Genomic DNA, 21263 nt, shown 5'->3' on the forward strand with positions numbered 1-21263 from the left:
TGCTCCGTCTGCCCCGTCCCGTCCGTCGAGAGGTCCCGTCATGCGCCGTGTCGGCATCACGCTCGCGTCGGTGTTCGGCGCCGGCATCGTGGTCGTCGGGATCGGGGTGGTGGTGCTCGTCGTGATCGCGGTCAACTCGATCGCCGGCATCGCGAAGTCCAGCGCCGCCGACGCCACCCCCACGTGCCCGAAGGTCGCCTCGAAGACCGTCGGCGGCATGGTCGTCCCCGCCGGCCCCATCGCGGGCTTCTGCCAGGACCGCCTGGTGAACGCCGCGTCGGTGATCCAGGCCGCGAAGGCAGTCGGCATCGGGCCGCACACCCAGGCCGTCGGGGTCATGACGGCGATCGGCGAGTCGAGCCTGGTGAACCTGGACCACGGCGACGCCGCGGGACCGGACAGCCGCGGCCTGTTCCAGCAGCGCGACAACGGCGCCTGGGGCACGTACGAGCAGCGGATGGACCCGTACACGGCGGCGTCGATGTTCTACGCGAAGCTCGTCAAGGTCCCCGGCTGGAAGACGATGACGCCGACGCAGATGGCGCACGCGGTGCAGATCAACTCGGACCCCGAGCACTACGCGAAGTCCTGGCCCGCGGCGAAGGCCGTCGTCGAGGGGCTGACGGGCGAGACCGTGCCGGACACCGCCCCGCAGGGCTGACCGGTCAGGAGACCGCCGGGCCCGACGCTCACGCGACGTCCTGGTCCTGGTCGTGCTCGTCGAGTTCGACCATCGCGGCACCGCCGTCGTGGACGATGACCTGCGCGCGCAGCCGGATCGCGTGCTCGTCGAGGGCGCAGGCGCATGCGTCGACCCACTCCCAGTCGACCGGGTGCACCCGGTCGACACCGGGTCGCTCCCACGCGAGGACGACGTCGACCGCGCCGAGCTGCCCGACGACCTCGGAGATCAACGACGCGAAGTCGCTGACGTGCTCGTCCGGCTGGTAGGGCAGGTCCGCGATGGGCAACAGGAACGGGATCGACATCCCGAGCTCGTCGAGGAACACCACCCAGCACTGCCGGCGCACCGGGCGGTCGACCAGGGCGGCAACGAGTTGGACGACGTCGTCGTCGGTACGGACAGGGGTTCGGATCAGGCGGTCGAGAGTGTCGGTGTCAGGCATGACTCCAGCGTCGCGATTCCGGGCCGCCCACCGACGGCCACCGTGTCCATCTGTGGAGAACCCCACCGCAGCAGCCACCTGTGGAGGACGACCTCGAGGCCGCGAGCCGTTCGACTTCGGCGATCCCGACGCCCCCGCGGTCGTCGCGGTGCAGACGTTCGACCAGCGCGAGAACGACGCTGGACGGGCCTCCAGTCCGAACCCGACCGGCTCGGCGAGGTTCCACGACGTGCCGCACGCTGATCCCCGAGGTTCCAGACCTCGACGAACAGGGCGCCGACATGCCGAGATTTCGGAACCTCGGGACGGCGGCGCCCCTCAGATGCCGTGCGTCACCGAGCTCTCGATGAGGAGCAGCGCCGCGAAGAACACCGCGACGACGGCGGCCATCCCGACGAGCACGACCGGCCACGCCAGCCGACGCCGAACCAGCCGCAGGATGCACACCACGATCGAGGCGACGAGTACCAGTGCGATCAGGATCGGCCCGACCGTCACGACCGAGTCACCGAGCCCCGCGTTGCAGGTGTTCCCCGGGGCAGCGCACGACACGAACGCCAACGACATGAGCTTGATGCCCCACCCCGCTGCCAACGCTTCGAGCGTCAGCACGACGAGCAGGGCGATGGAGGCGACCACGTCCGCGACGCGGCGGCGGCCTGCCAGGGGGTGGCGGGCCTCCCGTCCGAACCGTGCCGGAGCCGACCCGAGCGGATCGAGACGCGCCCCCGGAACCGACTCCGGACCCGAGCCGGGCACCGACTCCGGACCCGACCGAGGCGCCGAACCGGCGTCAGCCGGACCGGACGACCGGGCGGGCGCGTCCATCAGGACCGCCGGCCGCGCGTGGACCAGAGGGCCGCGGCGATGAGCAGCGGCTGCCCGAACAGGCGCGCGACGCGCTTCTCGTCGGTGTCCAGGCCGAACGCGTCGCGGCGGTTGACCCACTGCGACAGGTTGCCCGGGAAGATCACCGTGAAGAACAGTGCAGCGACCGAGCCGACGAAGCGTCGGGCCGGCTTCGGTGCGAGCACGAGCGCCGAGCCGAGGGTGATCTCGGCGACGCCCGATGCCAGCACGGTCGTGTCCTCGGACAGCGGCACGAACTCCGGGACCTGGGCCGTGAACTCCTTGCGCGCGAAGGTGAGGTGACTCGTGCCGGCGAACACGAGCGCCAGGCCGAGCAGGACGCGGAGGAAGGAACGCATGCCCCCATCGTGCCTGCTCCCGGACAACGGTGCTCGCACGTGTACGGAACCCGACCGGCTCGGTACATTCAGACGTATGGGAGCACCCTCTCGGGACCACGAACCGCCAGCAGCCCCAGCGACGTTCGCCGTGCTGCTCGGCCCGGTCGCGTTCTACCTCGGCATCATCGTGCCGGCGCAGGGCACGGTCCGGCACGTCCTGCTCGGTGCTGCGTTCGGCATCGTCTGCGTGCTGAGCGGCTGGCGCGCGATCGTCATCGCCGGTCGCCGTCGCCGGGCGGTGCAGGTCTGGGCGTGGATCGGCATCGTCATCGGCGTGGCCGGGCTGGTCATGATCCTCTGGCAGCTGCTCGTCATCGCGACCGCCGGGGCGTTCCCACCGCCGTTCTGGTCGCCCTACGCGAACCGCTGACGCGGGTCACCAGCCGAGCGACGGCTCACCAGCCGAGCGTGCCGGGCGCGCCCTTGAACGGTCCGACGACGTCCGACGTGATCCAGCCGCCGTAGAAGTCACCGTCCTGCGACTGCACGACCTCGCCGCCGACCTCGCACGAGTCCATCGCCGACGGGTAGATCGCGACGCGGTCCCGGAGCGACTCGTACCCCGGCTCGGGCGTCGGGTAGTTCCAGGCGGCGCGACTAGCGACGGTGCCGTCCCCGCCGACCACGTCGAAGTACCGCGCCCGGCCCTTGAACTCGCACATGCTCGACCCCTGGGCGGGGCGGAGGTCGAGGTCGGCCATCGGCAGGTAGTACACCGGCGGGTGCGAGGTCTCGAGGACCCGTACCGCATCGGTCGTGTCGGCCACGGCGGTGCCGCCGAACCGGACGACGACGCGGGCGGTGACGGGCTCGACGGCGGGCGGGCGGGGGTAGTCCCAAACCGATTCCTGTCCGGGACCGGGTTCGATCCGTGTGGGATGGCGCATGGGTCTTGTCTACGCCGTGCGGCTGCGGTCGGGCTCGGCGGGGCCGGCACGAGTCTCGGCCGGGCGGGCCCGAGTCTCGGGGTGAGCGACACTTCACGGGCCCGGCGGCGCGAGGACTGTCGCTCAGCCCGAGTCTCGGCCCGCCGACCCGCCGACCGCCGGCCGCCCGCGCACTGCGCCGCCACAAGGTGCACCATGGGCGGGTGACGACGACGACACGCACGCTCTTCCGACGGAAGCCCATCGAGACGATCGATGACGACACCGGAGCCGAGGGTGGCCTGAAACGGCACCTCGGCCTCTGGCAGCTCACCGCGATCGGCATCGGCGGCATCATCGGCGCGGGGATCTTCACCCTCGCCGGCACCGTGGCGAACGGCGTCGCCGGTCCCGCGGTCCTCATCAGCTTCCTGGTCGCCGGCGTCGCGAGTGCTGCCGCAGCGCTCTCGTACGCCGAGTTCGCCGGCCTCATCCCGAAGGCCGGCAGCGCGTACACGTACGGCTACGCGGTCCTCGGCGAGATCGTCGGGTGGTTCATCGGGTGGGACCTGCTGCTCGAGTACACCGCGATCGTGGCGGTGGTCGCGATCGGCATCTCCGGCTACGTCGGGTTCCTGGTCGGCCAGTTCGGCATCGACCTGCCCGCGTGGATGCTCGGCGCGCCCGGCACCGGTGACGGCCACGTGATCGACGTCTTCGCGATCATCCTGTGCCTGGTCACCGCGTTCGTGCTCACCCGCGGCATCCGCAGCGCCGCCCGGTTCGAGTTCGTCGCGGTCGGCATCAAGGTCGCACTCGTCGTCCTCATCGTCGTGCTCGGCGTGTTCCACATCAACAGCGCGAACTACTCCCCCTACTTCCCGTTCGGGTTCGGCGGCGTGATGACCGGTGCCGCGACGGTGTTCTTCGCGGTGTTCGGCTACGACGCCATGTCCACCGCGGCCGAGGAGTCCGTCGACGCCCGCAAGCACATGCCGAAGGCGATCCTGCTGTCCCTCGGCATCTCGATGGTCCTGTACGTGCTGGCGACCCTGGTGCTGACCGGGATGCAGAAGTACACCGACATCGACCCGGCCTCGGGCTTCTCGTCGGCGTTCGCATCGGTCGGCCTCGGTGGTGTCGCGAACGTCATCGCGATCGGCGCCATCGTCGGCATCGTCACGGTCCTCGTCACGTTCATGCTCGGCGCCAGCCGCGTCTGGTTCTCGATGAGCCGCGACGGCCTGATGCCGAAGTGGTTCTCGAAGACCGACCCGAAGCGCCACGTCCCGACCCGCGTCACGTGGATCCTCGGCATCGCGTCGGCGATCCTGGCGGGCGTCCTGCCCATCGGCGTCGTCGCCGAACTCACGAACATCGGGATCCTGCTCGCGTTCGTGGTGGTCTGCTCCGCGGTGATCGTGCTCCGCTACCGCCAGCCCGACCTCGACCGTCAGTTCCGGTTGCCGTTCATGCCCGTCATCCCGATCATCGGCGTCATCGCGTCGCTGTGGCTCGTGACGTTCCTGCAGTGGGAGACGTGGGTGCGGTTCGCGGTCTGGTTCGCGATCGGACTGGGCGTGTACTTCGGCTACTCGCGGAAGCACAGCAAGCTGGCGGCAACCGAGGCGCCTCAGACCCCGTAGACCGCAGATCGTCCGCAGAATCGGCGGTCGAGCTCAGCAGGCGGACGCGGCAGGGCGGTGGAACTCCTTGACGTCCTTCGCCTCGAGCGGGGTGACGATGTGGGTTACCGACGACTCAGCCGCGTCGAGTATTGCGCGCAAGCCTGACAGGAATGCACCTCGGCGCCACCCCCTGAACGCGGGGTAGTGCAGTCGTTCTGCCCTCTGAGAGGGTTCATGCAGCTGATCAATGCCGACAGCTCGTGATCAAATGACTAGGGGAATGATGACGGAAAGAAATGGGGCGTTGACGCAGCCAAGTCGGCGCCAGATGCTGGGTTTCGCGGGAGCTGCGGTTGCTTCCGCCGCTCTCGGTTCGGACCTGCTGCGTGGGACAGCCGCCTCGGCGTCGTCTTCCACGGCGGCGTATCCCGAGGCATCAGCGTCCGGGCAGATGTCCGTTCTGGCGACCGGCTGGGGCGGCTACTCCAACGGTCAGATCCCGCTCGATGCGCTGACCATCGTCGACTACCCGGGGGTGGTGGCGAACAGCTTCCCGGGCTCGCTGGCGAAGGTCTACATGAGGCCCGATGCGGCCCGAGACCTGCTGTCGTGGCTCAAGGCGTTCCGGTCGCACTTCGGTGCCTACCTCCGCGTCAACGAGGGGTACCGCAGCCTCGCGGGCCAGCAGTACTGGTGGGACTACTGGGGTCACAACCCCGATCTCGGTGCCGAGCCGGGCACCTCGAACCATGGTTGGGGAGCCGCGGTCGACTTCCTGCAGGCCGACATGACCTCCGCAAACCTCGCGTGGCTGCGGTCCACCTGCGCGACCTACGGTTTCGCGGTCTACGGGAACGAGAACTGGCACTTCAACTACACAAGGGCTTACTCCGCGGTCGAACCGACCAGTCCAGAGGTCGAAACCGACGACGACGGAATGGTCGTGATCGCCGCGCCGGACCGCACCACCGCGGTGATCGGTCCCGGTTACTACCGGACGCTGGCGACCGACGAGTTCGTCTCCGCCGCAACGGTGCTGCTCGGCCCCGCGCACAAGGGTACGACCAGGCAGTACGACGTGTGGAAAGCCGTCGCCCTGCAGGGGCAAAGCGTTCGCTTCTAACAGCTCAACTCTGACGAAAGGCACATCATGAAGATCATCCAGGGTGAAACGCGTGGCAGCGCAATCATCGGTCCGGGATACTTCCGCTCGCTGAACAGCGAGCAGTTCCAGGCTGCACTCGCGCTCTACGGGTCGGTCACGAAGGGCAACGACCGCACGTTCGACTTGTGGAAGGCGATTGCTCTCCAGGGGCAGGTCACACCCTCCTCCTGAGGCACGCTCCGAACCGGAAGCACGAACGCCCCCACCCTCGCAGGGTGGGGGCGTTTCCGTCGTGGCGCTCCTGCCCGTCGGGAATGAAGGAACTCGGCCAGATCGTCCGGAGGTCAACGGAGTTCGTCACGGAGCTGGCCGCGGCCGACCCCACGAACACGACGAAGCCGTAGCGAACCGACGCCCTAGCGTCCGCTCCAGCGCACCCAGCCCTGCACCTGCGCCGCAGCGCTCTCGAGCGAGGAGTGCGCCCCGTTGATCGAGTGGTCCGGCGAGTCCACCGTGAACTGGTCCGTCCGGGTGACGTCGCAGACGACCTCGGAGCCGAGCCACACGTTCCAGTGGTCTGCGGAGTCGTGCACCCACCGCAAGCGGTCCGGCATGAGCGTGTCCAATCGAGTGGAGAGCGGCGAGCAGTCGTCGCCCGTCCACGCAGACGGTAGCCCTGCTCGATGTGTGCCGTTCGGTTGGGCGGCTCCGCGCGTCGGTGGCACCTGGCACGATTGACCCGTGCCCGCAGCCCCGATGATCGACGCCGTCGACGTCATCCGTTTCGTCGGGCCGCAGACCTTCGGTCGCGCGCGCGACGTCGTGCGTGCCGGTCTGGTCGACGATGCCGTTTGGAACACCGACGACGGCACCGTCACGGCGACCGTCTCCGGCACCGCCGACGACCCGTACGAGTGCCGCATCGACATGACCGTGGCGCGCGGCGACTTCATCCGCCCGGTCCGCAGCTCGTGCAGCTGTCCCCTCGGCGGCGACTGCAAACACGTCGCCGCCGCACTGCTCACCATCAACGCGCGTGCCCTGGCCGCCAACGCCGGCCCGCGTCCGGAAGCGACGGCTCCGCCGCCCTCGGACTGGAGGCACGACCTCGCCCGCCTCGCCGGTGACGACGAGCAGGCGGTCGCCCCGCAGGGCACCCGGATGGGTCTCCAGTTCGAGTTGCGTGACGCGGTCCCCGCAGCACTTGCGGCCCGCGCCCGGGCCGCCGGCCGCGCCCTGCCGGCGCCGTCCCGTACGGTCCGGCTCGGGGTCCGACCGGTGACCCGCAGCGACGCCGGCAACTGGGTGCGCGGGCAGCTCACCTGGGGCACGCTCCCCTACTCGCAGAACCGCCTGGGCCTCGGCGCCGAGCAGCACGGGTGGTTCATGCAGCTCGCGGCCCTGCACCGTGCCGGCCAGCTGGCGGGGTTGCCCGGCGAGAGCGACTGGCTGCACCTCGACGACTTCCGCAGCCCGCTGCTCTGGCCGTTGCTCCGGCAGGCGTCGGGGCTCGACATCGCCTTCGTGACCGGCAAGCGCGAGGGCGGGGTGGTCCTCGGCGAGCGGGCCCAGGTGCTGCTCGATGTCTCTCGGCCCGGTGTCGCCCGGCACGACGACGCCGTGGTGATCGGCGCGAGCGCGGTGCTCGACGGCCGCCCGGTGGTCCCCGGTGCCGCGCGGATGGTCGGCGACCACGGCGTGTACGTGTTCCGCGAGAGCCCGGAGTTCACGGTCGGGCTCGCACCGACCCCGGCCCCGGTGCCCGACGACCAACGGCGCATGCTCCTCGAGGGCACCCGCATCACGGTGCCGACGGCCGAGGTCGACGAGTTCCTGGCCGACTGGTCGCCCCGGCTGCGCGGTGCCCTCGGGCTCGTCAGCTCCGACGGGTCGGTGGAGCTGCCGGAGCGCACCCCGCCCGAACTCGTGCTGACGGCGACGTTCGAGCCGGCCCGGGCGCCCCGCACCGACGACCGGGTGCACCTGCACTGGCGCTGGCACGTCGACGGCCGCAAGGACCCGGTGTCGCTGCACGGTCCGCTCCCCGACCTGTCCGGGCTCCGCGCCGCGGACGATCCAGCCAGCACCGACGACTCCGCGAGCGCCGAGGCGGCGACCGCCGACGCCGACGCGCCCGCGCCCGCGGCCCTGGAACCCGCCACGTCGACAGCGCGAGCCGACGACGCGACGTCGGGCGAGCCTCCCGTCCGCCCTGCCGGACCCGGTGGCGGACTGGACTGGTTCCAGGACGGCACCATCGACGGGGCCGACGTCGCGGTGTTCGCGAACGAGTTCCTGCCGGAGTTGCCGGCGCTCGGCGTCCGCACGGTGGTGCAGGGTGAGCGCCTCGACTACGAGCGGTTGAGCGGGCGGCCGCACATCCGCGTCACGACGATGCCGTCGGACAAGCACGACTGGTTCGACCTCGGCATCATCGTGAGCGTGAACGGCAAGCAGATCCCGTTCACGCCGCTGCTCACCGCGCTGGCCGGTCGGCAGCGGCGGCTGAAGCTCGTGGACAACTCGTACCTGTCGCTCGCCGACCCCGCGTTCGACCGGCTCAAGGAACTCATCGACGAGGCCCGCGACCTCGACGAGTGGGAGCCCGACCAGCCGATCCAGGTGACGCCGCTGCAGGCCGGGCTGTGGACCGAGTTCGACCTGCTCGCCGACGAGACCTCGCACGACGAACGCTGGCAGGCGATCACCGCAGGGCTGATGGGGGCGACTCCCCCGGGTGACGTCCCGGTGCCGGACACCGTGCACGCCGAACTGCGACCGTACCAGCACGCCGGGTACGCGTGGCTGTCGTTCCTGGCGGCGCACGGCATCGGCGGGGTGCTCGCCGACGACATGGGCCTCGGCAAGACCCTGCAGGTGCTCGCGATGGTCGCTGCCCGTCGTGCCGCCGAGCCCGACGGGGCGCCGTTCCTCGTCGTCGCGCCGACCTCGGTCGTCGGCAACTGGGTGGCCGAGGCGGCGAAGTTCACGCCGTCACTGCGGGTGGCGGCCGTCACCTCGACGTCGCTGAAGGACCCCGGTCTCGTCGCCCGCACAGCCTCGCAGGCCGACGTCGTCGTCACCTCGTACGCGCTGCTCCGGCTCGACTCGCAGGCGTGGACCGACCTGCCGTGGTCGGCGCTCGTGCTCGACGAGGCGCAGTTCGTGAAGAACCCGCAGTCGCAGACCCACCGAGTGGCGTCCGAGCTGCAGGCACCCGTGAAGTTCGCCATCACCGGCACCCCGCTCGAGAACGGGCTGACCGACCTGTGGGCGCTGTTCCACATCGTCGCGCCCGGGCTGCTGTCCACCTGGACCCGGTTCGGCGACGACTACGTGAAGCCCCTTGCCTCCCCCGAGCTCCGGGGCGAAGCGCGCCAGCAGCTCACCGCGAAGCTCCGGCGTCGGATCCGGCCGCTCATGCTCCGCCGGACGAAGCAGGCCGTCGCCGCCGACCTGCCGCCAAAGCAGGAACAGGTCGTCCGGGTCACGCTCGACCCCGCGCACCGCGAGCTGTACGAGCGCACGCTCAACCGCGAGCGACTGAAGGTCCTCGACCTGATCGACGACCTGTCGAAGAACCGGATGATCGTGTTCCGGTCGCTGACGCTGCTGCGGATGCTCGCGCTGTCGCCGGCGTTGGTCTCGAGCGGGTCGGACTCGCCCTTGTCGCCGTCGACGCCGATCCCGTCCGCCAAGCTCGACCTGCTGCTCGACGAGCTCGAGCAGCTCGCGGCAGAGGGCCGACGCGCCCTGGTGTTCAGCCAGTTCACGTCGTTCCTGCGGATGGTGTCCGATGCCCTCGAGGAACGGGGCGTCGGCTACGAGTACCTCGACGGCTCGACGCGCAAACGCCCACAGGTCATCGAGCGCTTCCGGCAGGGCACCGCGCCCGCGTTCCTCATCTCGCTGAAGGCCGGCGGCTTCGGGCTCACCCTGACCGAGGCCGACACCGTGTTCGTGCTCGACCCGTGGTGGAACCCGGCCGCCGAGTCGCAGGCCGTCGACCGGACCCACCGCATCGGGCAGACCCGGTCGGTGAGCGTGCAGCGCTTCATCGCCGAGGACACCATCGAGGAGAAGGTCCTGGCCCTCGCCGCGCGCAAGGCCGAGCTGTTCGCCACGATGATCGACGACGACGCCCTGTTCGCCGACGACCTGACGGCCGACGACATCCGCTCGCTGCTCGCCTGACGCGCGGTGCGCGGTTGCGCGTCAGGCGAGCGCGGGCGCGGGCGCGGGTGTCAGCGGGCGCGAGCGCGGGTGTCATCGGGCGCGAGCGTCGGCGGTCAGGGCGAGCGCGTCAGCGTGCGAGCGCGTCGATCGCCGTGACCTCGTCCGCCGCGAGCTCGATGCGGGCACCGGCGGCGTTCGACCGGATGCGCTCCGGGTTCGACGACTTCGGGATGACGACGAAGCCGTGCGCGACGTGCCACGCGACGATGACCTGGGCGCTGTCGGCGTCGTGCGCGGTGGCGATGTCGAGCAGCGTCGGGTCCTGCAGGTTGCTCGCCTTGAACGGGCTGTAGCCCTCGAGCACGACCCCGCGCTCGGCCAACCCGTCGGCGATCGTCTTGTCGTACTCGACCGGGCTCCACTTGATCTGGTTCACGGCGGGGGTGGTGCCGGTCGCGGTGACGAGCTCGTCGATCTGGTCGAGTGAGTAGTTGCTCACACCCACGGCTCGGGTCAGTCCGTCGGCCTGCGCCTGGAGGACCTGCTCCCACACGTCCGGGCGGGCCTCGCCGTTCGGCGGCCAGTGCACGAGCCAGAGGTCCAGGTGGTCGAGGCCGAGCTGGTCGAGGCTCTCCTCGATGGTCTCGCGCACCCGTTCGGCGTTGTCCGGCGGCAACTTCGTCGTCACGAACACGTCGTCGCGGGCGAGTCCGGACTCGGCGAGGGCCTTGCCGACACCGCGCTGGTTGCTGTAGCCGGTGGCGGTGTCGATGTGGCGGTACCCGGCCGCCAGTGCTTCGCCGACGGCGGCGGGGGCCTCGCCATCGGGGATCTGCCAGGTGCCGAAGCCCAGGAGCGGCATCGACCCACCGGTGACGGACACGGACGGATTCGCGTAATCGGTCATGCGGACCTGTCTACGCCGTGGTCGCGCATCGGTTCAGAGCGTGGCGGTCCACGGCCATGTCCGAGGTCTCCGCCATGATCGTCGAGGCCACCCCGGCCGGCCCCACCGCATCACTGCACCACCGCACCGCTGCACCGCCGCACCACCAGGAGTTCCACGCACCCATGACGTCCCGCCGACGCCGCCGCACCCGCACCCGCACCCGCACCCGCACCCGCATCAGCCTCACCTCCGTCCTCGTCGTCCTGGCCCTCGCGGTCGGTGGCTACGCGCTCGACGCCACCGGCGTCCTCGGACCGGACGCCGACGCCGCAGCCGGGCCCACGGCGGTCGCCACGGCCACGGTCGGCACCGAGAGCGACGCACCGGAGCCGAGCCGGGCCTCCAGTCCGACGGATGCGACGGATGCGACGGATGCGACGGATGCGACGGATCCGACCGTCAGCACGTCGACCGACACCGACGCTGCGGACGCCCGCGCGCTCCTCGCCACGCTGCCCGTCAAGGGCAAGGCCGCCGGCACCGGGTACGACCGCACGGGCGAGTTCGGCAGCGCGTGGATCGACGTCGACCACAACGGCTGCGACACCCGGAACGACGTGCTCGCGCGCGACCTCAGCGGCATCGTGCGCCAGGGTCCGTGCAAGGTGGTGACCGGCACGCTCGTCTCGCCGTACACCGGGGTGACGATCGAATTCGTGCGCGGCAACACGACCTCGACCCTCGTGCAGATCGACCACGTCGTCGCGCTCGAGAACGCCTTGCGCACCGGTGCCCAGCAGCTCAGCCAGTCGGAGCGGGAGGCCCTGGCGAACGACCCGTCGAACCTGTTCGCCGTCGACGGCCGGTCGAACTCGCAGAAGCGCTCGGGTGACGCCGCGACCTGGCTGCCCGCGAACAAGGCCTTCCGCTGCACCTACATCGAGCACCAGGTGTCCGTGAAGGCGAAGTACCGCCTGTGGGTCGTGCCCGCTGAGCGAGATGCGATGGAGCGGGTGCTCGGCACCTGCTGACGTCAGGCGGTCTGCCGCCGCTGAGTGTCGACCGGGAGGCCCGGCGCACCTCCGCCCCGCGTGGCAGGCTGCGGACATGGCTGAGCGACTCACGGTCCCGCAGGCGTTCGCGCTCCTCCAGGTCGAACCCGACGGCCGCAAGTCCCTCGACGGGCAGACGCTGGACACCGGTCTCGCGGGAGCGGTCCTCGCCGACCTGGCGCTCCGCGGTGCCGTCTCGCTGCAGAACGGCCTGGTCACCGTCGTCGACGGCGCCGCCACGGGCGACCCGGTGCTCGACGGCGTCGTCGGCTCGATCGCGGCGTCCGGCGCGCCGCGCAAGGCGAAGTGGTGGGTGAGCCGGCTCGGGAAGCAGCGGCTCCGCGACGACGTCTTCGCCGGACTCGTCGAGCGAGGGATCATCAGCGTCGAGCAGGGCAAGGTGCTCGGGCTCTTCCCCACCACGAAGCACCCGGAGCGCGACGGAGCCCCGGAGGCACTGCTGCGATCCGGCATCGCGGACGTCCTGGCTCGGCGGGCGAGCCCGAAAACGTTCTCCGCTGCGGTCATCGGAATGCTCGACGCGACGAACACGCTGCGCAAGCAGTTCGGCGCCGTCGACAAGGGCCTGGTGAAGGAGATCACCTCGGGTACCTGGGCGAGCCCCGCGGTGAAGGCCGTGCTCGAGGAGATCCAGGCCGCGGCGATGATCGTCATCATGGCGGCGACCACCGCGACGACGACCACGGTCATCACGAGCTGACGTCGCCAGCACACCCTGCAAAACGACAGGTGTAGCCTAAAGGGAATTCATCGTCGAAGACCTCAGGAGGCCTCCCCATGCCCGAAACCAACTCCGTCACGTCCCGCTTCGCCGACCGCGTCGTCCTCATCACCGGCGGCGGCTCCGGCCTCGGACGCGCCACCGCCGTCCGCCTGGCCGCCGAGGGTGCCACGCTCTCCCTCGTCGACGTCTCCGAGCAGGGACTCGAGGCCTCGAAGGCCGCCGTGCTCGAGGCCACCCCCGACGCCCAGGTCCTGACCACCGTCGCCGACGTCTCCGACGAGGCCCAGGTCGACGCCTACGTCGCAGCCACCATCGAGCGCTTCGGCCGCATCGACGGCTTCTTCAACAACGCCGGCATCGAGGGCAAGCAGAACCCCACCGAGTCGTTCAGCGCCGCCGAGTTCGACAAGGTCGTGTCGATCAACCTGCGTGGCGTGTTCCTCGGGCTCGAGAAGGTCCTCAAGGTCATGCGCGAGCAGGGCTCCGGCATGGTCGTGAACACCGCGAGCGTCGGCGGCATCCGCGGCATCGGCAACCAGTCCGGGTACGCCGCCGCCAAGCACGGTGTCGTCGGCCTGACCCGCAACTCCGCCGTCGAGTACGGCCGCTACGGCATCCGCATCAACGCCATCGCCCCCGGAGCCATCTGGACACCGATGGTCGAGAACTCGATGAAGCAGCTCGACGCGGAGAACCCCCGCAAGGCCGCCGAGGAGTTCATCCAGGTCAACCCGACGAAGCGCTACGGCGAAGCCCCCGAGATCGCCGCCGTCGTCGCGTTCCTGCTGTCCGACGACGCGTCCTACGTCAACGCGACGGTCGTCCCGATCGACGGCGGGCAGTCGGCCGCGTACTGAGCCGCACCGGTCCGACGCCCGGCGCACCTCCTCGTGCGCCGGGTGACGACCTGGAGGCCCGGCTCGGCCCCGCCGTGTCCGTCCAGCGTGACAGCATGGTCGGCGTGAGCAACGACGAGACGAACGGATCCGCCTTCGGCCGAGGCGTCGACAAGGCCCCGCCGACCGCGGCCGCCGAACTCCGCCGCCGGATGGCAGCCTCGCCGGCGGGCTTCCTGCGCAGCGCGGCGTGGGTGCCGTGGAAGCCATCGGGTACACCGGAGGCCGGCAGCGTCGCCCACGTCATGATCCGTGACAAGCCGTTCGTGCCCGTCTTCACCGACCCGGGCGAGCTCGCCGCCAGTCTGCCCGACGCCGAGGGGCGTCCGGTGCCGATGTCCGAGCTCGTGTCCGCGCTCCCCGAGGAGTTCGGCATCGTGGTCGACCCCACGAGTGCGGCCGAGGCGAACTTCCTGCACGCGGATGTCCTCGCCCAGATGCGGGTGCAGATGCAGGGCGGCGTCCCAACCAGCGACGACTGATCGCTCCGTCAGAGGCTCGGAGCCTTCGTCATCAGGCGGCCGCGATCGCCGCGACTGCGACGGCCCACCAGTACCCGAGCAGACCACCCGCCGGAACGGCCAGGACCGCGAGGACCCGAGCCCGGCGCATGAGGCTGCGGCGGGAGCGAGCGTCGGCGATCTCGCGTTCGAGTCGCTCGAAGCGCTGGACGTGGCGAAGTGTGTCGTTGATGACCACGGCATCGACGTGCCATGTGCCCCGTTCCTCCGCCAGCATCGACAGGAAGCGCACGGCTTCGTCGGAGTGCGCACGTGGGAGGCCGCGGATCCAGCTCCCCACACGCTCGGGCTCGAGGACCACGGCTGCCGGCGGCTTCTTGCCGAACCGGAGTTCGGCAGCCTCGACCACCAGGATCGGCTGCACGAGGATCGGACCGCCCGCTGCGGCCGACAGCAGGGCAGTCGCACGCTCCCCCTCGGCCAGCGCGCGGTGCAGGTGCGGCGTCCGCTGGCCGTTCACCATCAGTGTGCGTCCGCCCGTCCAGACCGCGTGACCGGAGTGGTTCTTCGTGTTGATCGAGAAGACGCCGGTCGGACCGATCACGATGTGATCGATGTCCGTGCTGCCTTTCCCGATCGGGACAGCGTGCAGGACCGTGAAGTCCGGGCCGAGTTCCTCGAGCTGCGCCGCGACCTGCCGCTCGCCGATCGCCCCCTTGAACCACGAACGGGCTTCCGGCCGCAGCGGGTCGTGCCCCCAGAACCGCTGCCAGGTCGTCAGTGCGCGGCCGTCGGCCTGGACCGCGAGACACTGCTGCATCACGGCGTACCCGGGCTTGCGAGCGCGGAGTGTCAGCGGCGCCGTGCCCTTCGGGCTCGGACGGTCCGCCGTGATCGTGTGCTCCCCCATGCCTCCACCGTTCCAGGACGACGTCTGGTCCGGCCAGCCCTCGTTCTGGCGTCACAGCGCGGCGGGTGGGTCCCAGGTTTCGCGCGGTTGACGGTTCTGGTTCACGATCCCCGGGTTTCGTGAACCAGAACCGTCATGCATCCGGAGTTGTCGAGCCTCCCGTGCAGCGGACTCGCCCGCCGGTTCAGCGGGGGTGGACGAGCTCGATGAAGCGAGACAACAGGGACAAGCCCGCGATCGACGGGGGCAGCCCCGTGGTCAGCGCCGGTGAGTGCACGAGGTAGGCCGCCCACTTCGCCCGCGAGATCGCCACGTTCAACCGGTTCGGCATGAGCAGGAAGTCGAGGCCGCGCGGGATGTCCGCCGCACTCGATGCCGCCAGGGACACGATCGACACGACGGCCTCGCGGCCCTGGAACAGGTCGACGGTGCCGACCTGGGTGCCGGTGAAGCCAGCGCGGTCGAGCTCCTGCCGGATCAGTGCCCCCTGCGCGTTGTACGGCGCCACCATGATGACGTCCTCGTCGGTCAGGTCCCGGGTGTCGGAACCGTCGGTCCAGGTGCGACCGACGACGTCACCGACGAGGGCGACGACCCGGGCGGCCTCTTCAGCAGAGGACGTCGTGTTGCCCGCGTGCACGACCGGCACGGGGTGCACGCCCGCGTCGATGCCGTCGAGGTGCCGACCGGACACCATCGACGCGAGCTGCCCGTCGTAGGACAACGCCGACACGGAATCGGTGAGCGCCGGCTCCATCCGACGGGTGCGGGCGAGGAAGTAGCCGAACTCCGGCGGCAGGACGTGCTCGCCGTCCGCCAGCCAGCCCAGCGCGGACTCGTCGACGGGCTCCGGGTGGGAGCCCTGGGACACCTGCGGGAGCTGCTGCGGGTCCCCCAACAGCAGGAGTCGGGTCGCCGCGATCGAGGACGCAATGGTCGGCGCGAGCGAGAACTGGCCGGCTTCGTCGACGACGAGCAGGTCGAGGGAGCGGCGCTCGATCGTCGACGCGTTCGCGAACGTCCACGCGGTCCCGCCGACGACGCCGCCGGTGCCGGAGGCCTCGCACGAGGACAGGAACGCGGCGACGGCAGCACCGTTCTTCACGGGCGTCCACGCGGCGGCATCGAGTTCATCCTCGGTCGCACCGGACTTCGGCACCTTCACCGCCCGGTCCGCGGGCACGCCGGCGTTCACGACCGAGGACAGGAAGTTCTCCGAGGTCGCATGGGACTGCCCGACGACGCCGACGCGCCAGCCGTACTCGCGGACGAGCCGTGCGACGACGTTCGACCCGACGTAGGTCTTGCCCGTGCCGGGAGGCCCCTGGATCGCCAGGTACGAGCGGTCGAGGCCGAGCAGCGTCGCCACCACGGCGGACACCGTGTCGTCACCCTGCACGGGCACGATCGCTCCGCGCGGCGGCACCCGGCGCAGCAGGTCGAAGGCCGGGTCCGACACCATCGAGGGCAGCTCGTCGAGGACCTGCTGCCCCCACTCGGCGATTGCCTCGGGTTGCGGCTTCGCTCGGGGCGGTGCCGACGGCGCGAGCGCGACCGGGAACTCGTGGTGCGGTTCCGCCCCGACGGGCAGCCCCTCCTTCACGAGCACCTCGACGGCGTCGCCGTTGTCCCACACGTCCACGATCACGGCGCGGGATGACGCGCCCTTCGACCCGGGGCCCGGAGACACGACCGAAGGCGGAAGCGGGTCGTCGTAGACGAGGTGGGGCGTGCCTCCCGGCCGGAGCCGCGAGCCGGGCGCGAGCGTCCCCGACAATCGGAGTTCCCGCGACTGCGAGCGGGCGCGCGGCAGCGTGTCCCAGTCCCGCTCGACGGACGCACGCTCCACGACGAGCACGTCGCGGGTGTCGGCCCAGTCGTCGACCGGGTTGCGCAGGCGGTCGAAGTGGTCCTGCCAGAAGGTCTTCGCCTCGCGCCGGTGGTAGTCGATCGCAGCTGCGGCGAGCGCCAACGCGGTCTCGTCGGGTGTGCGGTCGAGGGCGTCGACGTCCTCCAGGTGCGACGCGAGCGCGACGTACACCGGGTTCGGTTCGCGCTCGACGGGGATCGGCGGGACGTCGAGTTCGAGTGCCGGATCGACTGCGTCCGGGTCGTCGGTGCGCAGCGACCGGAGCCAATCGCGCAGGCGCAGGGTCGAGCGGCAGTCGTAGGCGTTGTAGTCGGCGACCTCGTCGAGCATGTGCTGGCCGGCGGAGGGGTCCCCGTTGCGGAGTTCCTCGATCGCGTCGACGTAGGCGGTGATGCTGTCGGCGGCGTTCGTGACGTCGCTTTCGCGCAGGTCGTCGCCCATGTACAGCGGCTCGAGCTTCTTGATCGAGTAGCTGTGGCTGCCGACGACCAGGGCCTTGCGGACGATCGGGTACAGGTCGACCAGGACGCCGGCGCGCAGGAGGTCGTCGACGGCCTCTTCACCGACTCCGTGCCGGGCGGCCAGCGACAGCAGGTGCGTCCGCTCGTAGGCGGCGTAGTGGTAGATGTGCATGCCCGGGTACTGCTGCCGCCGAGCCTCGATGAACGCGAGGAACTGCTCCAGCGCGACTCGCTCGTCGCGGATCGTGTGCGCCCAGAACGCGGTGAACTCCGCGCGGTCGTCGACCAGGCCGAACAGGTAGTCGAGTCCCCAGTGCACGCCGTCCTCGGTGTGCAGCGGGTCGCCTTCGAAGTCGAAGAAGACGTCGCCGGCGTCGGGGGCCGGGATCGCGTCGAGCGCGCGGGCATCGAGGACCTCGAAGCGCGGCTTCACAGGCTGGTCCGGCCCGTCGGCGCCGTTCCGTCGGGCGGTCTCCGTCTCGATCTGGAGGCTCGCCTGGCGCACCAGCCGATCCTGCGTTGCGCGCGACAAGCCCGGCACTGCCCGGGTGTGGACCGCCAGGTCGTCGATCGTCCGCACCTCGTGCTTGATGAGCTTTGCCCGCTGGTCCAGGCGCATGCCGGCGACGAGGACGAGGTCGCGGTGCTCGGCCACCTGGGTCGAGCAGACGTCGCAGCGCCCGCAGCTGGAGTAGCGCGGGTCGCCCCACTGCAGTTCGGCGTCGGCAGCGATCCGCTCGGCGATGACCCGCTGCAGCTCGGCGCGCTGCGTGCGGTACACCGGTGCGATGTCGGCGAGGTCGTGCGTGGTCGTCGTCCGGTCTCCGAGCACCAGGTGCACCTGCGCCCCGGTGGGGATGGCGTGCGCCTTCATCTGCTCGGCGTAGGCGGCGAGCTGCAGCAGGGCGCTGATCTTGGCGTGCCGGGCGAGCTTGGTGTCGTAGACCTCGTACTCGCCCTGGTCGTTGCGGATGATGAAGTCCGCGAAGCCGATGAAGCCCGGGCTGTCCGTCGTGGGCGCCGCGTGGAACGTCGGCTGGTACAGGACGTCGGCGCCGTCAGCGAAGGCCTGTCGCGCTTCGGCTGCGGCGCGTGCGTAGTCCGGCGGGGCGGGGCGGTCGAACTCGACGACGTCGCGGGTCTGCTTGAGGATGTCGAGGTAGTCGAGCTCGTGCTGGTCCCCCAGCCGGGCGGTGCGCTCGAGCATGTCGTCGTGCGCCTCGGGCAGGGGTTCCCCGCGACCGAGTTTGACGTCGAGCCGGCGCAGGAACGCCCACTCGCAGGCCGACCACGTGCTGAGGTCACTCGGGCTGAGCAGCACGTGCCCATCGACGCCGATCTGCATGCGTTCCCCCGTCTCTCTGGTGCCCTGCGAGCCTAGGGCCGCCCGCCGACACCGGTGCGGACTACCCCGCGCCCTTCACAGACGTGGAAGTTCAACGTCTCCGAGTCGGCTTTGCGTCAGCACTGGGATCCGGAGTTGGCGTCGAAGTTCGACGTACAGCGACTGAAGGGAGCTGAAGTACCTGTCGCGCGGGGCAAAGCCACCCGGACGAGGATCTTCAGCGCCGTCGATGATTTGGCGTAGCGCGTAGCAGTCCCGCTGGAGCCGCAGTGCCGACACTGCAAGCCTGTCGTCGGCCAAAACCAGCAGCTGATTGCAACGAACCCGAACGTCGTCATGAGCTGCACGAGCAGCTCCGGGGGAATGCTGCTTGCCGCTTCCGGAAAGTGCTTCGAGATTCCTCGTGGAGACCACGAACTCCTGCGCGCGCTCGTACAAGGCGTTGTCCCAACGGTGTTTGAACTCCCGTCGGCGCTTGAGAATTTCTGCCGCCTGGCCCAGGCCGAAAGTCAGAAGAGCGGCGATGAACGCGGTGAGGATGGTCGACAGGATCGGGCTGGCCACAGATGGAGCCTACTGATCCGTGCGCGACCCTCAGTCGGAGACGGGCACGAACCGCGGCCCGTCGTACCAGTCGCGGGTCACGTGCGCCGTGAAGTCAGCGAGCGAGCGAACCCAGTGCCCCCGCTCGCCGTACAGCGCCTGGTAGACGACGACCGGTTCCTCGGTCTCGACGTCACGGGCGACGAGCAGCACCTCGTAGTCGTTGCCCTTGAAGTGGCGGTACCGGCCAGGAGTCACGTCGTCGCTCACGCCCCGACACTAAGCGCTCCTACACTCGGGCCATGACCGAGCACGCTCGAACGGACCGCGGCCTCGACCGACTCGTCAACTTCTCGGACGCCACGGTCGCCATCGCGATCACGCTCCTGATCCTGCCGCTGGTCGACATCGCCAGTGACCTGCGCGACGGCGAGGGCGCGGGCGACCTGCTCAGAGCGCACTGGCCCGCCCTGCTCGAGTTCCTCATCACGTTCTGGTTGATCTCGCGGTTCTGGATCCTGCACCACCAGGTGTTCGAGCATGTCCGCTCCTACAACGCCCGGGTCATGCAGCTGAACTTCGTGTGGCTCATCAGCATCGTGTTCCTGCCCTTCGCCGCGAACCTGCTCAACAGCGGCGAGAACGACGACCGTGTGGCCCATGCGCTGTACCTCGGCAGCATGGTCGTGACGAGCCTGGCGCTCACCGGCATCGAACTCGTGCTCCGGCGGAACCCCGAGTTGCTCTCCACGCCGCTGGGCGACTCGGCGCGGGGGCTCATCGCCGCCGGGCTGCTGTCGCTCGCTCTGATCCTGTCGGTGGTGTTCCCGAGCATCGGCCTGCTCTGGGCCCTGCTCCTCGTGCTGCAGGGCACGGTCGCCCGGCTGCTCCGCCGCGTCTGAGCACGGTACGGTCAGCGCATGGGCCTGGGGGACGCGGAGACCGTACTGGCACGCAAGAACGCGAACTTCGTCATCGACGAAGCGGCGGCGGAGGCCGGCCTGGTCCGGTCGATCGCAGCACCCGGCCCGTTCGGCATGCGCCGCCACGAAGCCGCGGGAGGCCGACTCACCCTGACCCCCGCGGTCCTCTGGTTCAGCGCGCACCCGTTCAACTTCGTCCGGCCGACCTTCGGCATCCCGCTCGACTCCATCGCGGAGCTCCACGACACCTCGCAGAACATTTCCCGGCAGATGCAGGTCGTGCTGCAGGACGGGCAGCGCCTGACCTTCGTCATCTGGGGCGTTCGAGCGTTCATCGAGCGGATCGACCAGGCGCGCGCCGCGCTCTGACGACACGCGAGCCCACCCGCGTCACGTCACCGGTCCACCGCGTCCGGCGACCGCCGCGCCACCCTAGGGGTCGGTCCCGGTCCCGGTCCCGGTCCCTTGAATAGTATGCCTATTCTAGGCGCCGGCGACCGGCCGCCCGGCCGCCCGGCCGGTCGGACCTCCGGACGCGAGCCCCTCCACGATCGTCCGACCCCACCGAGACCGTCACGTTCGGTCACGTTCGCCCCTGGACGCACAAGAACGACGTACCGTCACGGCATGACCGTCATCGTGGCCGTCGCCGTCCTGGCGGGAGTCCTCGCCCTCGCCACCGTGATCGGCCTGCTCCTGCGCACGAGAACGGGTCGAGCGGTTCCCCAGACCGGCCGCGCGCGCAGCACCCACGCCAGCCCCGATCGCACCGTCGCCGACATCGCTCCGGCAACCGCCTTCGGAACCCGCGCCACCCTCGTCCAGTTCTCCACGCCGACCTGCGCCCGCTGCCCGGCGACGGCCCGCCAGCTCGACAGCCTCGCAGCGCAGCACGCCGGCGTCGAACGGCTCGAGATCGACCTCGCCGAGCACCCGCACCTCGCCACGCGCTTCAACGTCCTGCAGACCCCCACGGTCCTGCTCGTCGACGGCTCCCACGCCGTCCGCACCCGCTT

22 protein-coding genes and 1 pseudogene are annotated in these 21263 nt (G+C 70.4%); 13 read left to right on the forward strand and 10 right to left on the reverse strand.

Features of this window, described 5'->3' with window-relative positions:
* Positions 1-40 precede the first annotated feature (40 nt).
* On the forward strand, positions 41-661 hold the full coding sequence (locus GVL05_RS15380; protein ID WP_123340324.1) for a hypothetical protein: 621 nt from the start codon (positions 41-43) through the stop codon (positions 659-661).
* 28 nt (positions 662-689) lie between these two features.
* Here GVL05_RS15380 and GVL05_RS15385 read toward each other — a convergent pair whose 3' ends face one another.
* From GVL05_RS15385 to GVL05_RS15395, 3 genes and pseudogenes are all read right to left on the reverse strand, one after another.
* Positions 690-1127 (reverse strand): hypothetical protein, encoded by a 438-nt coding sequence (locus GVL05_RS15385; RefSeq protein WP_159573687.1) that lies wholly within the window; start codon positions 1125-1127, stop codon positions 690-692.
* Positions 1128-1445: 318 nt separating this feature from the next.
* A pseudogene (locus tag GVL05_RS20215) lies at positions 1446-1988 on the reverse strand (DUF6264 family protein); the annotation flags it as partial.
* On the reverse strand, positions 1955-2335 hold the full coding sequence (locus tag GVL05_RS15395; protein ID WP_111086844.1) for a hypothetical protein: 381 nt from the start codon (positions 2333-2335) through the stop codon (positions 1955-1957). The pseudogene GVL05_RS20215 and the gene GVL05_RS15395, both read right to left, overlap by 34 nt.
* 76 nt (positions 2336-2411) lie before the next feature.
* Between GVL05_RS15395 and GVL05_RS15400 the strand changes: the two genes are divergently transcribed.
* Entirely contained in the window at positions 2412-2747 is a 336-nt protein-coding gene (locus GVL05_RS15400; RefSeq protein ID WP_159573688.1) for a hypothetical protein, read from the forward strand.
* Positions 2748-2772: 25 nt separating this feature from the next.
* On the opposite strand, the gene GVL05_RS15405 is transcribed toward GVL05_RS15400, so the two are convergent.
* The gene (locus GVL05_RS15405) at positions 2773-3264 is read right to left on the reverse strand and encodes a DUF427 domain-containing protein (RefSeq protein WP_159573689.1); all 492 of its coding nucleotides are present in this window, start codon (positions 3262-3264) and stop codon (positions 2773-2775) included.
* Positions 3265-3467: 203 nt separating this feature from the next.
* Here GVL05_RS15405 and GVL05_RS15410 point away from each other — a divergent pair, with 203 nt between their 5' ends.
* The 3 genes from GVL05_RS15410 to GVL05_RS15420 all read left to right on the forward strand — a co-directional run bounded on the left by GVL05_RS15410 (position 3468) and on the right by GVL05_RS15420 (position 6207).
* On the forward strand, positions 3468-4889 hold the full coding sequence (locus tag GVL05_RS15410) for an amino acid permease (RefSeq protein WP_159573690.1): 1422 nt from the start codon (positions 3468-3470) through the stop codon (positions 4887-4889).
* A 433-nt stretch (positions 4890-5322) separates the two neighbouring features.
* A complete protein-coding gene (locus GVL05_RS15415) occupies positions 5323-5994 on the forward strand; it encodes a M15 family metallopeptidase (RefSeq protein ID WP_159573691.1) in 672 nt (223 codons plus the stop codon).
* Positions 5995-6021: 27 nt separating this feature from the next.
* Entirely contained in the window at positions 6022-6207 is a 186-nt protein-coding gene (locus tag GVL05_RS15420; protein WP_159573692.1) for a hypothetical protein, read from the forward strand.
* Between the two features lie 185 nt (positions 6208-6392).
* On the opposite strand, the gene GVL05_RS15425 is transcribed toward GVL05_RS15420, so the two are convergent.
* Complete coding sequence (locus tag GVL05_RS15425; RefSeq protein ID WP_123292404.1) at positions 6393-6590, reverse strand: hypothetical protein; 198 nt, start codon at positions 6588-6590, stop codon at positions 6393-6395.
* A gap of 127 nt (positions 6591-6717) precedes the next feature.
* Between GVL05_RS15425 and GVL05_RS15430 the strand changes: the two genes are divergently transcribed.
* Positions 6718-10170 carry a DEAD/DEAH box helicase gene (locus GVL05_RS15430; RefSeq protein ID WP_159573693.1) on the forward strand — a complete coding sequence of 1151 codons (3453 nt, stop codon included), beginning with the start codon at positions 6718-6720 and terminating at the stop codon, positions 10168-10170.
* Between the two features lie 109 nt (positions 10171-10279).
* Here GVL05_RS15430 and GVL05_RS15435 read toward each other — a convergent pair whose 3' ends face one another.
* Entirely contained in the window at positions 10280-11059 is a 780-nt protein-coding gene (locus GVL05_RS15435; protein WP_159573694.1) for an aldo/keto reductase, read from the reverse strand.
* A 56-nt stretch (positions 11060-11115) separates the two neighbouring features.
* Between GVL05_RS15435 and GVL05_RS15440 the strand changes: the two genes are divergently transcribed.
* From GVL05_RS15440 to GVL05_RS15455, 4 genes are all read left to right on the forward strand, one after another.
* Positions 11116-12072 carry an HNH endonuclease family protein gene (locus GVL05_RS15440; protein WP_200849242.1) on the forward strand — a complete coding sequence of 319 codons (957 nt, stop codon included), beginning with the start codon at positions 11116-11118 and terminating at the stop codon, positions 12070-12072.
* A 76-nt stretch (positions 12073-12148) separates the two neighbouring features.
* Positions 12149-12814: a GPP34 family phosphoprotein gene (locus tag GVL05_RS15445; protein WP_159573695.1), complete on the forward strand. Its 666-nt coding sequence runs from the start codon at positions 12149-12151 to the stop codon at positions 12812-12814.
* 77 nt (positions 12815-12891) lie between these two features.
* Positions 12892-13695 carry an SDR family oxidoreductase gene (locus GVL05_RS15450; RefSeq protein ID WP_159573696.1) on the forward strand — a complete coding sequence of 268 codons (804 nt, stop codon included), beginning with the start codon at positions 12892-12894 and terminating at the stop codon, positions 13693-13695.
* A 104-nt stretch (positions 13696-13799) separates the two neighbouring features.
* Complete coding sequence (locus GVL05_RS15455) at positions 13800-14216, forward strand: SseB family protein (protein WP_159573697.1); 417 nt, start codon at positions 13800-13802, stop codon at positions 14214-14216.
* Between the two features lie 31 nt (positions 14217-14247).
* On the opposite strand, the gene GVL05_RS15460 is transcribed toward GVL05_RS15455, so the two are convergent.
* From GVL05_RS15460 to GVL05_RS15475, 4 genes are all read right to left on the reverse strand, one after another.
* Positions 14248-15105, reverse strand: a complete 858-nt coding sequence (locus GVL05_RS15460) for a nuclease-related domain-containing protein (protein WP_159573698.1) — start codon at positions 15103-15105, stop codon at positions 14248-14250.
* Between the two features lie 184 nt (positions 15106-15289).
* Complete coding sequence (locus GVL05_RS15465; RefSeq protein ID WP_159573699.1) at positions 15290-18781, reverse strand: TM0106 family RecB-like putative nuclease; 3492 nt, start codon at positions 18779-18781, stop codon at positions 15290-15292.
* 75 nt (positions 18782-18856) lie between these two features.
* Complete coding sequence (locus GVL05_RS15470; protein ID WP_159573700.1) at positions 18857-19345, reverse strand: hypothetical protein; 489 nt, start codon at positions 19343-19345, stop codon at positions 18857-18859.
* A 30-nt stretch (positions 19346-19375) separates the two neighbouring features.
* Positions 19376-19594 (reverse strand): DUF1653 domain-containing protein, encoded by a 219-nt coding sequence (locus GVL05_RS15475; protein ID WP_235036006.1) that lies wholly within the window; start codon positions 19592-19594, stop codon positions 19376-19378.
* Positions 19595-19626: 32 nt separating this feature from the next.
* Between GVL05_RS15475 and GVL05_RS15480 the strand changes: the two genes are divergently transcribed.
* The 3 genes from GVL05_RS15480 to GVL05_RS15490 all read left to right on the forward strand — a co-directional run.
* On the forward strand, positions 19627-20226 hold the full coding sequence (locus GVL05_RS15480; RefSeq protein WP_159573701.1) for a TMEM175 family protein: 600 nt from the start codon (positions 19627-19629) through the stop codon (positions 20224-20226).
* Between the two features lie 18 nt (positions 20227-20244).
* Entirely contained in the window at positions 20245-20616 is a 372-nt protein-coding gene (locus GVL05_RS15485) for a hypothetical protein (RefSeq protein WP_159573702.1), read from the forward strand.
* Between the two features lie 258 nt (positions 20617-20874).
* Positions 20875-21263, forward strand: a 389-nt coding sequence (locus GVL05_RS15490; RefSeq protein ID WP_159573703.1) for a co-chaperone YbbN, incomplete at its 3' end; no start/stop codon positions are given.

The sequence above is a fragment of the Curtobacterium sp. 18060 genome, assembly GCF_902706105.1.
In the GTDB taxonomy this organism is placed as follows: domain Bacteria; phylum Actinomycetota; class Actinomycetes; order Actinomycetales; family Microbacteriaceae; genus Curtobacterium.

What these genes read in the sequence shown, in the direction of transcription:
- GVL05_RS15380 (WP_123340324.1), top strand. Translation starts at nt 41, where the DNA reads ATGCGCCGTGTCGGCATCACGCTCGCGTCGGTGTTCGGCGCCGGCATC.
- GVL05_RS15385 (WP_159573687.1), bottom strand. Translation starts at nt 1,127, where the DNA reads ATGCCTGACACCGACACTCTCGACCGCCTGATCCGAACCCCTGTCCGT.
- GVL05_RS15395 (WP_111086844.1), bottom strand. Translation starts at nt 2,335, where the DNA reads ATGCGTTCCTTCCTCCGCGTCCTGCTCGGCCTGGCGCTCGTGTTCGCC.
- GVL05_RS15400 (WP_159573688.1), top strand. Translation starts at nt 2,412, where the DNA reads ATGGGAGCACCCTCTCGGGACCACGAACCGCCAGCAGCCCCAGCGACG.
- GVL05_RS15405 (WP_159573689.1), bottom strand. Translation starts at nt 3,264, where the DNA reads ATGCGCCATCCCACACGGATCGAACCCGGTCCCGGACAGGAATCGGTT.
- GVL05_RS15415 (WP_159573691.1), top strand. Translation starts at nt 5,323, where the DNA reads ATGTCCGTTCTGGCGACCGGCTGGGGCGGCTACTCCAACGGTCAGATC.
- GVL05_RS15420 (WP_159573692.1), top strand. Translation starts at nt 6,022, where the DNA reads ATGAAGATCATCCAGGGTGAAACGCGTGGCAGCGCAATCATCGGTCCG.
- GVL05_RS15425 (WP_123292404.1), bottom strand. Translation starts at nt 6,590, where the DNA reads ATGCCGGACCGCTTGCGGTGGGTGCACGACTCCGCAGACCACTGGAAC.
- GVL05_RS15435 (WP_159573694.1), bottom strand. Translation starts at nt 11,059, where the DNA reads ATGACCGATTACGCGAATCCGTCCGTGTCCGTCACCGGTGGGTCGATG.
- GVL05_RS15440 (WP_200849242.1), top strand. Translation starts at nt 11,116, where the DNA reads ATGTCCGAGGTCTCCGCCATGATCGTCGAGGCCACCCCGGCCGGCCCC.
- GVL05_RS15445 (WP_159573695.1), top strand. Translation starts at nt 12,149, where the DNA reads ATGGCTGAGCGACTCACGGTCCCGCAGGCGTTCGCGCTCCTCCAGGTC.
- GVL05_RS15450 (WP_159573696.1), top strand. Translation starts at nt 12,892, where the DNA reads ATGCCCGAAACCAACTCCGTCACGTCCCGCTTCGCCGACCGCGTCGTC.
- GVL05_RS15460 (WP_159573698.1), bottom strand. Translation starts at nt 15,105, where the DNA reads ATGGGGGAGCACACGATCACGGCGGACCGTCCGAGCCCGAAGGGCACG.
- GVL05_RS15465 (WP_159573699.1), bottom strand. Translation starts at nt 18,781, where the DNA reads ATGCAGATCGGCGTCGATGGGCACGTGCTGCTCAGCCCGAGTGACCTC.
- GVL05_RS15480 (WP_159573701.1), top strand. Translation starts at nt 19,627, where the DNA reads ATGACCGAGCACGCTCGAACGGACCGCGGCCTCGACCGACTCGTCAAC.
- GVL05_RS15485 (WP_159573702.1), top strand. Translation starts at nt 20,245, where the DNA reads ATGGGCCTGGGGGACGCGGAGACCGTACTGGCACGCAAGAACGCGAAC.